General features: G+C 73.5%; 13 protein-coding genes. 9 read left to right on the top strand and 4 right to left on the bottom strand.

What is annotated here, in order from left to right:
- Positions 1-63: 63 nt before the first annotated feature.
- Positions 64-1,458 carry a cation:dicarboxylate symporter family transporter gene (locus RKE38_RS12365; RefSeq protein WP_316007792.1) on the bottom strand — a complete coding sequence of 465 codons (1,395 nt, stop codon included), beginning with the start codon at positions 1,456-1,458 and terminating at the stop codon, positions 64-66.
- A gap of 119 nt (positions 1,459-1,577) precedes the next feature.
- On the opposite strand from RKE38_RS12365, the gene RKE38_RS12360 reads away from it, so the two are divergent.
- Positions 1,578-3,182, top strand: coding sequence for a sensor histidine kinase (locus RKE38_RS12360; RefSeq protein ID WP_316007791.1), 1,605 nt, complete (start codon positions 1,578-1,580; stop codon positions 3,180-3,182).
- Positions 3,175-3,927 (top strand): response regulator, encoded by a 753-nt coding sequence (locus RKE38_RS12355; RefSeq protein ID WP_316007790.1) that lies wholly within the window; start codon positions 3,175-3,177, stop codon positions 3,925-3,927. Before RKE38_RS12360 ends, RKE38_RS12355 begins: the two co-directional genes overlap by 8 nt.
- A gap of 46 nt (positions 3,928-3,973) precedes the next feature.
- Here RKE38_RS12355 and RKE38_RS12350 read toward each other — a convergent pair whose 3' ends face one another.
- From RKE38_RS12350 to RKE38_RS12340, 3 genes are all read right to left on the bottom strand, one after another.
- Entirely contained in the window at positions 3,974-4,849 is an 876-nt protein-coding gene (locus RKE38_RS12350; protein WP_316007789.1) for an LLM class F420-dependent oxidoreductase, read from the bottom strand.
- Between the two features lie 111 nt (positions 4,850-4,960).
- Positions 4,961-5,911, bottom strand: a complete 951-nt coding sequence (locus RKE38_RS12345) for an aminoglycoside phosphotransferase family protein (protein ID WP_316007788.1) — start codon at positions 5,909-5,911, stop codon at positions 4,961-4,963.
- 73 nt (positions 5,912-5,984) lie between these two features.
- Positions 5,985-6,992, bottom strand: a complete 1,008-nt coding sequence (locus tag RKE38_RS12340) for a DUF4439 domain-containing protein (RefSeq protein ID WP_316007787.1) — start codon at positions 6,990-6,992, stop codon at positions 5,985-5,987.
- A gap of 100 nt (positions 6,993-7,092) precedes the next feature.
- Here RKE38_RS12340 and rimP point away from each other — a divergent pair, with 100 nt between their 5' ends.
- The 7 genes from rimP (at position 7,093) to RKE38_RS12305 (ending at position 14,669) form a co-directional block, all read left to right on the top strand.
- Entirely contained in the window at positions 7,093-7,647 is a 555-nt protein-coding gene (gene rimP, locus RKE38_RS12335; protein WP_316007786.1) for a ribosome maturation factor RimP, read from the top strand.
- Between the two features lies 1 nt (position 7,648).
- Complete coding sequence (nusA, locus tag RKE38_RS12330) at positions 7,649-8,758, top strand: transcription termination factor NusA (protein ID WP_316007785.1); 1,110 nt, start codon at positions 7,649-7,651, stop codon at positions 8,756-8,758.
- A 47-nt stretch (positions 8,759-8,805) separates the two neighbouring features.
- A complete protein-coding gene (locus RKE38_RS12325) occupies positions 8,806-9,177 on the top strand; it encodes a YlxR family protein (protein ID WP_316007784.1) in 372 nt (123 codons plus the stop codon).
- A 139-nt stretch (positions 9,178-9,316) separates the two neighbouring features.
- A complete protein-coding gene (gene infB / locus RKE38_RS12320) occupies positions 9,317-12,184 on the top strand; it encodes a translation initiation factor IF-2 (RefSeq protein WP_316007783.1) in 2,868 nt (955 codons plus the stop codon).
- An 86-nt stretch (positions 12,185-12,270) separates the two neighbouring features.
- Positions 12,271-12,786, top strand: coding sequence for a 30S ribosome-binding factor RbfA (gene rbfA / locus RKE38_RS12315; protein WP_316007782.1), 516 nt, complete (start codon positions 12,271-12,273; stop codon positions 12,784-12,786).
- Positions 12,773-13,699 (top strand): tRNA pseudouridine(55) synthase TruB, encoded by a 927-nt coding sequence (truB, locus tag RKE38_RS12310; protein WP_316007781.1) that lies wholly within the window; start codon positions 12,773-12,775, stop codon positions 13,697-13,699. Before rbfA ends, truB begins: the two co-directional genes overlap by 14 nt.
- 10 nt (positions 13,700-13,709) lie before the next feature.
- Positions 13,710-14,669 carry a bifunctional riboflavin kinase/FAD synthetase gene (locus RKE38_RS12305; protein ID WP_316007780.1) on the top strand — a complete coding sequence of 320 codons (960 nt, stop codon included), beginning with the start codon at positions 13,710-13,712 and terminating at the stop codon, positions 14,667-14,669.
- Positions 14,670-14,811 lie beyond the last annotated feature (142 nt).

Below are 14,811 nucleotides of genomic sequence, written 5' to 3'. Positions count from 1 at the left end.
ACGTGCCGCGGACCCGCCACCTCTCGAGGAGGGGACGGGCCCGCGGGTCAGGGGAGGGCCGGCTCAGCGAGCGGGGCCCACCGGCTGCGGCAGCGCCGCCGTGCGCTCCTGCGCGACGTCGGTGACCGGCTCCTCGTCCTCGTGGTCGACCATGGTCCGCTCGTCGAACGGCAGGTCGCCGGCGAGGACGCGGTCCAGGCGCGGCCGGTCGAGCTCGCCGACCCAGTGGCCGATGAGGACCGTGGCGACGGAGTTGCCCGCGAAGTTGGTCAGCGCCCGCGCCTCGCTCATCATCCGGTCGATGCCGACGATGATGCCCACGCCCGGGACCAGGTCGGGCCGGTGCGCCTGCAGGCCACCGGCCAGGGTGGCCAGGCCGGCGCCGCTGACGCCGGCCGCACCCTTGGACGCGATGATCATGAACACCAGCAGCGAGATCTGCTGGCCGAACGTGAACGGCTTGTCCAGCGCCTCGGCGACGAACAGCGACGCCATCGTCAGGTAGATGGCCGTGCCGTCGAGGTTGAACGAGTACCCGGTCGGCACGGTGATGCCGACCACCGGGCGGGACACGCCGGCGTGCTCCATCTTCGCGATGAGCCGCGGCAGGGCCGACTCCGACGAGGACGTCGACAGGATGAGCAGGAACTCGCGTGCCAGGTACTTCAGCAGCCTGAAGATGTTGACCCGGGTCGCGAGGTACAGGACCGCGCCGAGGACCACGAAGACGAACACGGCGCACGTCACGTAGAACCCGAACATCATCTTCAGCACGCTGGTCAGTCCCTTGGTGCCGGTCGCGCCCACGAGCGCGGCCATGGCGCCGAACGCGCCGATCGGCGCGGCATACATGACCATCGCCATCAGGCGGAAGACGAGCCGCTCGAAGTGCTTGATGCCCACCAGGATCGGCTCACCGGCGCGGCCCATCTTCTGCAGCGCGAACCCGACGAGCAGGGCCACGAACAGCGCCTGCAGGACCGACCCGGCCGTGAGCGACGACACGAGCGTGTCGGGGATGAGGCCGAGGATGAAGTCGACCGTGGTCTCGCTCTTGTCGCCCACCTGCGCCTGGCCGGCCTTGGCCAGCTCGGCGGTGAGGTGCAGGCCGGAGCCGGGCTTGACGATGTTGCCGACCACGAGGCCGATCGCCAGCGCGAAGGTCGACATGGTGAGGAAGTAGCCGAGGGCCAGGCCGCCGACCTTGCCGACCTGGGCGGCGCGGCGCACCGAGCCGATGCCCAGGACGATGGTGCAGAAGATGATGGGGGTGATCATCATCTTGATGAGGCTGACGAAGCCGGTGCCCAGCCACTTCAGCTTGATGCCGAACTCGGGGAAGGCGAACCCGACGATGATGCCCAGGACCATCGCGGCGATGACCGCGAGGTAGAGGTAGTGCGTGCGGTCCCGCTTCGGTGCGGGCCGGTCGACGACGGTGTCGGCGGCTGTGCTCACTGTGCTCTCCCAGCTGTGGATCCCGGGACGTCCCGGGATGGCGAACAGCGACGATGGTGGCCCCGGCGAGTGGCTAGGGTCACGATTGTGTTCATTGAGTTCCCCGACGGCGGTGGAGTATGCCGCTGACGCGCCTGCTGCGCGCGCCGGCGCGGTGGAGCGTGGCCCGGCAGGTGTTCGTGCTGCAGGTCCTCGTCGGGCTGCTGGTCGTGGTGGTCGGTGTCGCCGCCGGGTACGTCCAGGCCGGGCGCGCGAGCACCCAGGAGGCCACCGCGCGGGCCCGGGCGGTCGCCGAGACGGTGGCGAGCAGCCCCGACGTCGTCGCCGGCGTGCGGGCGGGTGACTCCTCGAGCCTGCAGCGGTTCGCCGAGGAGGCCCGCGTCGAGACCCGCACCGACTTCGTCGTCGTGATGAGCCCGGACGGCATCCGCTTCACCCACCCCGACACCAGCCAGATCGGCCGCCGCTTCATCGGCCACATCGAGGCCGCGCAGCGCGGCGGCGTGGTGGTGGAGGACTACACCGGCACCCTGGGCCCGTCCCGCCGGGTCGTGGTGCCCGTCGAGGACGGAGGCGCGGTCGTCGGGCTCGTCGCCGTGGGCATCCGCAAGTCCGCGGTGACGGCCGAGCTGCGCAGCCAGCTGCCCGGCATCCTCCTCGCTGGCCTCGCGGCAGCCCTGCTCACCGGCCTCGGCACGGCCCTGGTGTCCCGACGGGTCCGCCGCCAGACCCACGGGCTGGGCGAGCGGCAGCTGCGCCAGATGGTCGAGTACTACGACGCCGTCCTGCACGCGGTCACCGAGGGGCTCCTGCTGGTCGACCTCGACGGCACCCTGCGGCTAGCCAACGACGAGGCCGTGCGGCTGCTGGGCCTGCCGCCCGACGCGGTGGGCCGCCGCGTGCCGGAGCTCGGGCTGCCCGACACCCTGGTCGCCGCGCTCACCGACGACCGGGCGCGTGAGGACGAGCTGCACGTGACCGACGCGCGCGTGCTCGTGCTCAACAAGGCGCGGGCACAGTGGGACGGCCGGCTGCTGGGCTTCGTCGTCACCCTGCGCGACCGCACCGACCTCGAGCACCTCACCGGTGAGCTCGACTCCGCCCGCGGACTCACCGAGGCGCTGCGCTCGCAGGCGCACGAGTCGGCGAACCGGCTGCACGCCATCGTCAGCCTCATCGAGCTCGGCCACCCCGAGCGCGCGCTCGCGTTCGCGACCGACGAGCTGCGCGTCTCCCAGGGGCTCACCGACGCCGTCGTCGGCGCCGTGTCCGAGCCGGTGCTGACGGCGCTGCTGCTCGGCAAGGTGGCCCAGGCGAGCCAGAGCGGCATCGAGCTCGTCATCGCCGACGGCGCCCAGTGGCCGGCCCAGGCCGCGCCCGACCGCGACCTCGTCACGATCGTGGGCAACCTCATCGACAACGCGTTCGAGGCGGTGGCCGGCACCGACGGGCCGCGCCGCGTCACCGTCGACTGCCGGGCCGAGGGCGACGAGGTCGTCCTCGTCGTGGAGGACACCGGGCCCGGCCTGCCGCCCGGCTCGGTCGACGACGCGTTCCGGCGCGGCTTCACGACCAAGGAGGAGGGCAGCGCCGGCCGGCGGGGGATCGGCCTGGCGCTCGTGGCCCAGTCGGTGGCCCGGCTCGGGGGACGCCTCGAGGTCTCCGGGCCGCCCGGCGCCCGGTTCGTCGTCCGGCTGCCCGTGCAGGAGCACGCCGATGCCTGACCAGCGACCGCCCGTGCCCGGCCGCCGGCCCGCGGCCGACCCCCCTCCGGCCGCCGGGCGGCCGGCGCCGGACGTCCTCCGGGTCCTCGTCGTCGAGGACGAGCCGGTCGCGCTCGAGGCCCACGCGGCATACGTCGTGCGGGTCCCCGGGTTCGAGGTGGCGGCCACCGCCGGCACCTCGCAGGAGGCGTTGCAGGCGCTGCAGTCCACCGCGGTCGACGTCGTGCTGCTCGACATGCACCTGCCCGACCGGCACGGCCTCGACGTCATCCGCGCCATGCGCGCCGCAGGGCACCGGGCCGACGTCATCGCGGTGACCTCGGCCCGCGAGCTCGACGTGGTCCGGGCCGCCGTGTCCCTGGGCGTGGTCCAGTACATCCTCAAGCCGTTCGTGTTCGCGACGCTGCGCGACCGGCTCGAGTCCTACCGGGCCTACCGCGACGGGCTGTCGAGCACCGACGAGGTGGCGACCCAGGCCGAGGTGGACCAGGTGCTCGCCGGCGTCCGGCCGTCGCGCGCGGCCGCCCTGCCCAAGGGCATGGGGGAGGAGCTGCTGGCGCGCGTCACCCGGGCGCTGCGCGACAGCGGGTCGCTGTCGGCCAGCGAGCTCGCCGAGGCCGTCGGGGTCAGCCGGGTGACTGCCCGCCGGTACGCCGAGTACCTGTGCGACACGCGGCAGGCCGTGCGCAGGCAGCGGTATGCCGGGGCCGGGCGCCCCGAGATCGAGTACAGCTGGGCCGGCTGACCGCGGGGCGCCCGGGGAACCCGGGCGACCCGCGGTGCGGGTGCAGTCAGCCGATCTCGGCGAGCCGCGGAGCCACCTTCTCGCCGAACGCCGTGACGTGGGCGGCGGGGTCGGGCGTGAGGGCCCGCAGGTGGATGTGCTCGACGCCCATCCCGGCATACGTCTCGGCCAGACGCAGGAACCCGTCGACGTCCTCGAGCGGGTTCGACGGCGGCCCCATGACCGTCTTCTCGATGCTGTCGTAGTCGCGACCCACGTCCTCGCAGTGGCGGCGCAGGACCTTCAGCTTGTGCGCGGCCTGGTCGGTGTCGGCGACGATGAGGTTGGTGGCGTCGGCGTACTGGGCCACGAGCCGCAGCGTCTTCTTCTCGCCGCTGCCGCCGATGACGATGGGCGGGTGGGGCCGGCTCAGCGTCGCGGGCACGTTGATGGTCTCGGCGAGCTGGTAGTGCCTGCCCTCGAAGGGGCCCTCGTCCTCGCTCCACATCTGGCGGATGATCCGCAGCGCCTCCTCGAGCCGCTCGAACCGCTCGGCGACGGGCGGGTACGGCACCCCCAGCGCCTTGTGCTCGCGCTCGTACCAGGCGGCCCCGATGCCCATGAACGCACGGCCGCCGCTGAGCACGTCGAGGGTGGTCCCGATCTTGGCGAGCAGGCCCGGGTGCCGGTAGGTCACGCCCGTCACGACGGTGCCCAGCCTGACCCGCTCGGTGACCGCGGCGAGGAAGCCGAGGGTGGTCCAGCCCTCCAGCATGGGGTCGTGCGCGGTGCGGAACTGCTCCATCTGGAAGAAGTGGTCCATCACCGTGAACCAGGACGCGCCGACCTCGTCGGCGGCAGCGGCGGTGGCGCGCAGGGCCGGGGCGTAGGAGGCGGGGCCGTCGGGCAGGTTGAAGTCGAGGAAGTGGAATCCGAAGCGCATGGTTTCAGTCTGCAACTCCTCCGGGCGGACGGCTCGTCGGGGCCCGGCCCCCATCTCAGGGCCCTCGAGCGACTGACCGCCCCTGTCGTCGGGCGCAGGCGCCCAGCACGCTCAGCCGTCGAGGGCCTTGAGGAGCGCCACGCAGAAGGAGACGCCCTCGCGGTCGCCGTCCTCGGCCGCCCACCGTGCCTGCATGGCCGTCGCGACGTAGGACCAGGCGAGCGCCTCGTCCTCGTCGATGCCGGCCGCCTCGCAGACGACCTCCACCCGGCGGCGCACCAGCCAGCGGAACGCCGAGCCCGTGCCGAGCTCGTCGGCGCGGTTGCGCAGCAGCGGCTGCACCTCGAAGCCGGGGTGCCCGGCCATGGCGTGCGGGTCGATGGCCACCCACTGGTCGTCGAGCGGCCGGGGGCTGTCCGGGAGGGCGTGCAGGACGTTCTCGTAGTGCAGGTCCGTGTGGACGAGGGTCGCGTCGCACGCCGGGTCCGCGGTCAGGTCGCGGACGCGTCCCTGGACCCGCTCCACCATCCGCCGAGGCAGCACCCCCTCGGTGGCTGCCAGCTTCTCGGTCTGCAGGTGGGCGAACTCCGACAGCAGCCGCAGGCCCGGGGGAGCGGGCCGGTGCAGCCGGGCGAGGACCTGCCCTGCCACCTCGCAGGCGCTGTCGGCGTCGAGCGTGCGCAGGTCACGGGCCGGGTCGAGGGCCTCCAGCAGCATCGCCCACCGGGACGGGTCGGCCTGCACGAGGCGGACCGCCCCGCGTCCGTCCCAGTGGCGCAGCGCGAGCGCCTCGTCACGGCCCTCGACGTGCGGCCACACCAGCTTGAGGGCCAGCCGAGCGCCGTCGCGCGTCACGGGCAGGACGAGCGACGTCCAGCCCGTGCCCACCGGCCCGGCCGGCTCCAGCGACCAGTCGTCGCACATCTCCGCCAGCAGGCGGGGAAGTCCTGCCCCCCACTCGGCGCCGGACGGGCCGCCGACGGCACCGTCCTGCGCAGTGTGCCGCTGCACGAACGTCGCGAAGTCCGGCGGGACGAGCGCGGCCGCGTCCTCGGTCCTCACGCGGGTGTGCCCGTCAGGGCGCCACGACGGCACGTCCTCGGGCCTGCCACGGCACGCACTCGGGCGGGCGACGTCACGAGAGCCCGGGGAAGGGCGCGAGCCGGACGCCCCACCGGGAGGCCAGCACCTCGGTCTCGCCCAGCCAGCGCACCAGCAGCCCGAGGGCAGCGGTGTCCGTGCCGGCGGTGCCGAGGTCGCGGGCGCCGGCCGCCCGCAGCCGCTCCAGCACGTCGACCGCGAGCCGGCGGGCCGCAGCCGGGGTGGTGACGGGGAAGGGAAGGGGGTGCGCGAGGTCCGGCGGCCCGGCGCTGGACCCGGCCATCGCCTCCTGGGCCGCCGCCCGCGCCCGCAGCGCCGACAGGGTGGACATCGCGAGGGTGTGCTGCGCCCCCGAGGGCGACTGCGCCGCGACGACCTCGAACGCGTAGATCGCGGCCCTCGTCGTGGTGAGGAACGTCGCGGCGAGCGACTGGCCCTTCCACGCCTCGTCCGGCCACGTCGCAGGCCGGCCGAGGAGGGTCGCGGCCGCGGAGCGCTGGGCCAGCACCGCGCCGACGAGCGGCACCGACCCGGCGAGCACCCGCGAGAGCGAGCTGATCGCGGTGGGGCCGAGGTCACCGGCCTCGGCCGCCGCGAGCTCGGCAGCCGTGGTGCGCCCGGTGGGGGACGTCGCGGTCGGTGCCGGCGTGGTGCCGGTGGCGCTCGCTGCGGCCGCCGTTGCCGTACCGGTCGACCCGTTCGAGCGGGTCAGGTCCGAGTCCGGGACGCCGAGCCGCAGCAGCTCGGCACGCAGCACGGTCGCCTGCTGGCGGTGGAGGACGGCCAGCCGGGCGGGCAGGCTCGTCGCCGCGCCCCCGGCGCCTGCGGCGCGGGTGGCCAGGTCCTCGGTGTGCCTCCAGAGCGCGACCATGAAGGCCTCGCCCTGGACGGGCCTGCGCGCCGCCGGGCGCGCCCCGGGGGTGCCGTCCTCGAACCTGATCCCGCAGGCGGACAGGGACAGCGATGCAGCGGCTGCGAGGCCGAGGCCGAGGGCCCGGCGCCGGGTCGGGTGCACCGGGGCCCCGGCTCGGTCCATCGGCATGACGCGATTCTGGCACGGGCCGGGAGGCGTGTATGCGACACCACGGCGGCGTGGATAGAGTGGCGCTGCACCACCCCAGAACTTCAGAGAGGACGAGTCAGTGAGCGTCAAGGACCAGATTCGTCCCGTCGTCGAGGGCCCGCTCGGGGACCTCGGCCTCCTGGTGGAGGACGTCGCCGTCACGCCCACCGGCAAGCGCCGCCTCGTCCGGGTCTGGATCGACCGCGCGCTGTCGACCGACGGCGACGCCACCGAGGTGGTGCCGCCGCTGAGCCTCGACGAGGTCTCGGACGCGACCCGCGCGGTGAGCGACGCCCTCGACGACAGCGACGTCATGGGTGAGCAGCCGTACACGCTCGAGGTGACGAGCCCGGGGGTCGACCGCCCGCTCACCCTTCCGCGGCACTTCCGCCGCAACGTCTCCCGCCTGGTCACCGTCACGCCCACCGAGGGTGAGCCCGTGACCGGCCGCATCGTCAGCGCCGGACCGGACGAGGTCACCCTCGAGGTCCCGGCGACGAGGAAGGCACCGGCCCGGACCACGAGCGTCCGGTATGCCGAGGTGTCCAAGGCGGTGGTCCAGGTCGAGTTCTCGAGGCCTGCCGACTCCGCCGGTGCCGACGGGGACGACGCCGACATCCCCGAGGAGGACTGACATGGACATCGACCTCGCCGCCCTCAGGGCGCTGGAGCGCGAGCGGGACATCTCGCTCGACATCCTGATCCCCGCGATCGAGCAGGCGCTGCTCGTCGCCTACCACCGCACCGACGGCGCCTACCGCAACGCCCGCGTCGAGCTCGACCGCAAGACCGGCCACGTCGTCGTCTGGGCCCGCGAGGAGCTCGAGCAGGCGCCGGTCGCCGAGGGTAGGGGGCACCTCCCGGAGACGGCGACGGAGTCGCCGAATCGGGGGGCGGAGCGGCCGCCGCGCGAGTACGGCCCCGAGTTCGACGACACCCCGACCGGGTTCGGCCGGATCGCCGCGGCCACCGCGCGCCAGGTGATCGTCCAGCGGCTCCGGGACCTCGAGGACGAGGCCATCCTCGGCGACTTCAAGGGCCGCGAGGGCGACGTCGTCGCCGGTGTCATCCAGCAGAGCCCCGACCCGCGCCACGTCACGGTCGACTTCGGCACCGTGGAGGGCATCCTGCCGCTGGCCGAGCAGGTGCCGGGGGAGAAGTACGTCCACGGCGAGCGCATCCGCTGCTTCGTGGTGTCGGTCCGCCGCGGTCCCAAGGGTCCGCAGATCGGGCTGTCGCGCACGCACCCGAACCTCGTGCGCAAGCTCTTCGCCCTCGAGGTGCCCGAGATCGCCGACGGGTCGGTGGAGATCGCCGCCCTGGCGCGTGAGGCGGGTCACCGCACGAAGATCGCCGTGCACTCCAAGGTCCCGGGCCTCAACGCCAAGGGCGCCTGCATCGGCCCGATGGGCGCCCGCGTGCGCGCGGTGATGACCGAGCTGCACGGGGAGAAGATCGACATCGTCGACTACTCGGACGACCCGAGGACCTTCGTGGCCGCCGCGCTGTCCCCGTCCCGGGTGGAGTCCGTCGAGATCGTCGACCCGCAGCTGCGCTCGGCCCGGGTCGTCGTCCCCGACTACCAGCTCTCGCTGGCCATCGGCAAGGAGGGCCAGAACGCCCGCCTCGCCGCCAAGCTGACCGGCTGGCGCATCGACATCCGTCCTGACACCGCGGCCGGGGCGCAGGCGCCCGGTGCCGGCGCCTCCGGCTCTACCGGCGGGTCCCGCGGCGCAGGGTCCTGACGGGCCCCTGGCGCGGGGAATTCGGCCAGAGGGCGATAGGGGATAGGATGGTCGGGACCGACCGGACTGGACTCCGGCCTTCGGCAGCAGGTTCGACTCCCCGCACCACGCACGGGTCACCCACCCGCACGTGTGTGGGCTGCCGCAGGACGGATAGCTGGTCGGCACTCCTGCGAGTGGTCGCGGAGACGGACGAGGCCGGAGCGATCCGGCTGACCCCCGACCCGCGGCACTGCCTGCCGGGACGTGGCGCATGGCTGCACCCGACGGGCGACTGCCTCGAGCAGGCCCTCCGCCGGCGGGCGTTCGGGCGTGCGCTGCGTACCAGCGCCGCCCCGGACCCGGCAGCGGTCCGGGCCCACGTCGAGGCCGTGACCACCGGTCACGAGCAGCACGCGCAGGAGAAGAACCGTCCGTAGGGAACCGACCAGAACTCTGAACCAGAGAGTGGGTTAGACCGCTGATGAGCACCCGATGAGTACTCAGCAATGAGCTCCCCCCAGCAGTAACGACGGTCCGCGCCTGTCACCTGACACACGGACCAGGAACAGGAGAAACGTGGCAAAGGTCCGTGTAAGTGCGCTCGCCAAGGAGCTGGGCACCGACAGCAAGACGCTGATCGCCCACCTCAACAGCATCGGCGAGTACGTCAAGACCGCCAGCTCGACGATCGAGGCGCCCGTCGTCCGCAAGGCGACGGAGACGTTCCCCGACGAGCTGAGGAAGTCCCCGGCCAAGAAGGCCGCCGCAGGCAAGCCGGCCCCGGCCAAGCCCGCGCAGCCGGCTCCGGCCGCCCCGCAGGCTCCCGTCGAGGCCGCTCCGTCGGCCCCGGCAGCGCAGGCTGCTCCGGCTGCCCCCGCCGCCCCGACCCCGGGTCCGGCGGCTCCCGCGCCCCGGCCCGAGCCCGCAGCGCCCGCAGCCAAGGCCGCGCCGGCCGCTCCGGCGGCCCCTGCGGCGCCGGCCGCCCGCTCCGACGTGTCGCCCGCGCGCGACGGCGGCAAGCCGGGCCCCGGTGTCCCCCCGTCCGCGCGTCCCGGCAGCGCCGGTCCGCGTCCGGGTGCCGCTCCGTCGGCCCCGCGTCCCGGTGGCGCGCCGCGCCCCGGTGCCCCGCGCCCGGGCAACAACCCGTTCGCGCCGTCGCAGGGCATGGGCACCCAGCGCCCGGCGGCCCGCGAGGGCTCGCCGCGCCCCGGCAACAACCCCTTCGCGCCGTCCCAGGGCATGCCCCGGCCGCAGTCGCGGCCCGGTGGCCCGCGTCCCGGCGGCGCGTCCGGCCCCGGTGGCCCGCGTCCCGGTGGCCCCCGCCCGAGCCCGGGCATGATGCCCGACCGCTCGGCGGTCGGCCGTCCCGGTGAGCGCCCGGCCCGTCCGGGCGGGCGTGGTCCCGGTGGTCCCGGCGGCGGTGCCGGCCGTGGCCCCGGTGGTCCCGGTGCCGGTGGCGGCGGCTTCGCGGGTCGCGGTGGCTTCCGCGGCGGTGCGGGCCGTGGCTCGACCGCCGGTGCGTTCGGTCGCGGTGGCGGCCGTCCGGTCCGTGGGCGCAAGTCCAAGCGCGCGAAGCGCCAGGAGTTCGAGCAGATGCAGGCGCCGTCGATCGGTGGCGTCACCGTTCCCCGCGGCGACGGCTCGACCGTCATCCGCGTGCGTCGCGGCTCGTCCCTGACCGACTTCGCCGACAAGATCAACGCCAACCCGGCGTCGCTGGTCACCGTGCTGTTCCACCTCGGTGAGATGGCCACGGCGACCCAGAGCCTCGACGAGGACACCTTCAAGGTGCTCGGCGCCGAGCTCGGCTACGACATCCAGGTCGTCTCCCCTGAGGAGGAGGAGAAGGAGCTCTTCGACTCCTTCAACATCGACCTGGAGACGGGCATCGAGGGCGAGGACGACGCCGACCTGCAGCCGCGTCCGCCGGTCGTCACCGTCGTCGGCCACGTCGACCACGGAAAGACCCGCCTGCTCGACGCGATCCGCAACGAGGACGTCGTGGCCGGCGAGGCCGGTGGCATCACCCAGCACATCGGTGCCTACCAGGTCCACCGTGAGCACGAGGGCCAGGACCGCGCGATCACCTTCATCGACACCCCGGGTCACGAGGCGTTCACCGCGATGCGTGCCCGCGGTGCGAAGGTCACCGACATCGCGATCCTCGTCGTCGCCGCCGACGACGGCGTGATGCCGCAGACCATCGAGGCGCTCAACCACATGCAGGCCGCCGACGTGCCGATCGTCGTCGCCGTCAACAAGATCGACGTCGAGGGTGCGAACCCGGCCAAGGTGCGCCAGCAGCTGACCGAGTACAACCTCATCGCCGAGGAGTACGGCGGCGACACGATGTTCGTCGACGTGTCCGCCCGGCAGGGGCAGAACATCGACAGCCTCCTCGAGGCCGTCCTGCTCACCGCCGACGCGGCCCTGGACCTGCGCGCCAACCCCGACAAGGACGCCCGCGGTGTCGCGATCGAGGCCAACCTCGACCGTGGCCGTGGTGCGACCGCGACGGTGCTGGTCCAGTCCGGCACCCTGCACGTCGGGGACGCCATCGTCACCGGCTCGGCCTACGGCCGCGTGCGCGCCATGCTCGACGAGCACGGCGACAACGTGGAGGAGGCGACCCCGTCGCGTCCCGTGCAGGTGCTCGGCCTGTCCTCGGTGCCCCGCGCCGGTGACACCTTCGTGGTGGCCCCCGACGACCGCACCGCGCGCCAGATCGCCGAGAAGCGCGAGGCTGCCGACCGCCAGGCGTCCCTGGCCAAGGCCCGCAAGCGCATCTCGCTCGAGGACCTCAACGAGGCCCTGGCCGCCGGCAAGGTCGAGACCCTCAACCTCATCCTCAAGGGTGACGTGTCGGGTTCGGTCGAGGCGCTCGAGGACGCGCTGCTGCAGATCGACGTGGGCGACGAGGTCGACCTGCGGATCATCGACCGCGGCGTCGGTGCGATCACGATGAACAACATCAACCTCGCGATGGCGTCCGACGCGATCATCATCGGCTACAACGTCCGCGCCGAGGGCCAGAACGCCGACTACGCCGAGCGCGAGGGCGTCGAGATCCGCTACTACTCGGTGATCTACAACGCCATCGAGGAGATCGAGCAGGCGCTCAAGGGCATGCTCAAGCCGGAGTTCGAGGAGGTGGAGCTCGGTACCGCCGAGATCCGCGAGATCTTCCGGTCGAGCAAGTTCGGCAACATCGCCGGGTCCATCGTCCGCAGCGGCGAGATCAAGCGTGGTGCCAAGGCACGCATCACCCGCGACGGTGTCGTCGTCGCCGAGAACGTCGAGGTGGCCGGCCTGCGCCGGTTCAAGGACGACGTCACCGAGGTCCGTGAGGGCTTCGAGTGCGGCATCAACTTGGGGTCGTTCAACGACCTCCAGCTGGGCGACCTCATCGCGACGTACGAGATGCGGGAGAAGCCGCGCGCCTGAGCGCGGTCCCGCACCAGGTGACGGTATGCCGCCGGCTCGAGCCGGCGGCATACCGTCACCCACGACCCCACTGACCAGGAGGAGCCATGGCCGACGCCGGACGTGCCCGCAGGATCGCCGACCGGATCAAGACGCTGGTCGCGGCGAACGTCGAGTCCATCGTCAAGGACCCCGACCTCGGCTTCGTCACCATCACCGACGTGCGGGTCACGGGCGACCTGCAGCACGCCTCGATCTTCTACACCGTCTTCGGTGACGAGGCGCAGCGCACGCGCACCGCGGAGCTGCTGGAGAAGAACAAGGGCCGGTTGCGGTCCTTCGTCGGCAAGCAGATCCAGATCCGGCTGACGCCGACCCTGGAGTTCATCGCCGACGCGATCCCGGAGACCGCCGCGCACCTCGAGGACCTCCTGCGGGAGGCCAAGGAGCGCGACGCCGCCGTCGCGGCGGCCGCCGCCGGGGCGACGTACGCCGGCGACGCCGACCCGTACAAGCGCGACGAGGACGACGAGCTCGACGAGGACGACGAGCTCGACGACGACCTCGGTGCGGACGACGAGCCCGCGGGCGAGCGGGGCGACGGCGCGGATGCCCGCGCCTGACGGCCTGCTGGTCGTCGACAAGCCTCAGGGCTGGACGAGCCACGACGTCGTCGGGCGCGCCCGGCGCATCTGCGGCACCCGCAAGGTCGGCCACGCGGGCACCCTGGACCCGATGGCCACGGGCGTGCTCGTCCTGGGCATCGGGCGAGCGACGCGCCTGCTGACCTTCCTCGTCGGCTGCGACAAGGACTACGCCGCGACGGTCCGCCTCGGGCAGTCGACGCTCACCGACGACGCCGAGGGCGAGGTCACCGCCTCGACGCCGGTGGACGGCACGTACGGCCTCGACGACGCGGCGGTGGACGCCGCGGTGTCTCGGCTCACCGGCGACATCGAGCAGGTCCCGAGCGCGGTCTCCGCCATCAAGGTCAAGGGCGAGCGCGCCTACCACCGCGTGCGTGCGGGGGAGGACGTCGACCTGCCGGCGCGTCCCGTCACCGTCTCCCGGTTCGAGGTCCTGGCACGACGTGCAGCGGTCGCCGACGACGGCACGCCCGTGCTCGACCTCGACGTCGAGGTGACCGTCAGCTCGGGCACGTACGTGCGCGCCCTGGCCCGCGACCTCGGCTCGGCGCTCGGCGTGGGCGGCCACCTGACGGCGCTGCGCCGCACGCGGGTCGGGTCGTTCGAGCTCGGCCAGGCGCACGACCTCGAGTCGCTCATGGCCCTCGGGGACCCCGAGGCGGTCCCGGTGGTGCCGCTGGCCGAGGCGGCCCGCGCGCAGTTCGCCGTGCACGAGCTCACCGAGCCCGAGGCCCGCGCCCTCGGCTACGGCCAGCGCGTCGACTCGGCGACGCCGCTGCGCTCGGAGCCGGTCGCGGCGTTCGGGCCCGACGGGCGGCTGGTCGCCATGCTCGATGAGTCGGGTCACAAAGCACGCCCACACGTCGTGTTCGCACCGGCCGGTTCGTAGAGTGTCCCCCGTGCACCGCTGGACCGACCCCGCCCAGACCCCCGCGCACCTGCGGCCCTCCGTCGCCACGTTCGGCAACTTCGACGGGGTCCACCTCGGGCACCGCGCCGTGCTCGGCCGGCTCGTCGAGGAGGGCGCCGCCCGGGGCGTGCCCAGCGTGGCCGTGACCTTCGACCCGCACCCGGCGACGATCTTCCACCCCGAGTCGGTCGAGCTGATCGCCCCCGGGCGGGTGCGCGACGAGCTGCTCGCGACCACGGGGATCGACGGGCTGCTCGTCCTCGACTTCACCCGCGAGTTCGCCGACCAGACGGCCGAGGAGTTCATCGTCTCCACCTTCGTGCAGACGCTGGGCGTCAAGGCCCTCGTCGTGGGGGCGGACGCGCGCGGCTTCGGCAAGGGCTACACCGGCGACGTGGAGCTGCTGGCCGAGCTCGGCCGCCAGCACGGGTTCGACGTCATCGTGCTCGACGACCTGGGCGAGGGGGAGCGCTGGTCCTCCAGCGCCGTGCGCCGCCACCTCGACGCCGGTGAGGTCGCGCAGGCCGCAGCCGTGCTCGGCCGGCCGCACCGGATGACCGGCACCGTCGTCCACGGCGCGCACCGGGGCCGCGAGCTGGGCTACCCGACCGCCAACCTCTCGGACGACGCGCTGGGCCTCGTGCCCGCCGACGGCGTGTATGCCGGGTGGCTCACCCGGGTGGGCCGGCCTGCCGAGGACCCGGAGCGCACCCTGCCGGCCGCCATCTCGGTCGGCACCAACCCCACCTTCGACGGCGTCGTCCGCACCGTCGAGGCGTACGTCCTCGACCGCACCGACCTCGACCTGTACGGCGAGGAGGTCACGCTCGAGTTCGTCGAGCGGATCCGCCCGACCCTGCGGTTCGACTCCGTCGAGGCGCTGCTCGAGGCGATGGCCGGGGACGTCGAGACCTGCCGCAAGGTGCTGGGCACGATCGTCCCCTCCTGACGGGGAATGCCTTCGGGCGGCACGGAATGGCCGTTCGGTCACATTCACCCGTGATTTCGCCCTCGGGGTGCGCGACCATGGCACTATCCGTCGGACGCTGCCACCCCCCGCAGCGACGAGCCGCAGTTCCCGAGCCGAGGAC

The sequence above is a fragment of the Phycicoccus sp. M110.8 genome (genome assembly GCF_032464895.1).
In the GTDB taxonomy this organism is placed as follows: domain Bacteria; phylum Actinomycetota; class Actinomycetes; order Actinomycetales; family Dermatophilaceae; genus Pedococcus.
The sequence above is the reverse complement of the archived record's forward strand: the minus strand, read 5'-3'. Positions and strand labels throughout refer to the sequence as shown.

Bases quoted from the DNA above. Each gene is read 5' to 3' on its own strand.
- RKE38_RS12360 (WP_316007791.1), top strand. From the start codon at position 1,578: ATGCCGCTGACGCGCCTGCTGCGCGCGCCGGCGCGGTGGAGCGTGGCC.
- RKE38_RS12355 (WP_316007790.1), top strand. From the start codon at position 3,175: ATGCCTGACCAGCGACCGCCCGTGCCCGGCCGCCGGCCCGCGGCCGAC.
- RKE38_RS12350 (WP_316007789.1), bottom strand. From the start codon at position 4,849: ATGCGCTTCGGATTCCACTTCCTCGACTTCAACCTGCCCGACGGCCCC.
- RKE38_RS12340 (WP_316007787.1), bottom strand. From the start codon at position 6,992: ATGCCGATGGACCGAGCCGGGGCCCCGGTGCACCCGACCCGGCGCCGG.
- nusA (WP_316007785.1), top strand. From the start codon at position 7,649: ATGGACATCGACCTCGCCGCCCTCAGGGCGCTGGAGCGCGAGCGGGAC.
- RKE38_RS12325 (WP_316007784.1), top strand. From the start codon at position 8,806: ATGGTCGGGACCGACCGGACTGGACTCCGGCCTTCGGCAGCAGGTTCG.
- rbfA (WP_316007782.1), top strand. From the start codon at position 12,271: ATGGCCGACGCCGGACGTGCCCGCAGGATCGCCGACCGGATCAAGACG.
- truB (WP_316007781.1), top strand. From the start codon at position 12,773: ATGCCCGCGCCTGACGGCCTGCTGGTCGTCGACAAGCCTCAGGGCTGG.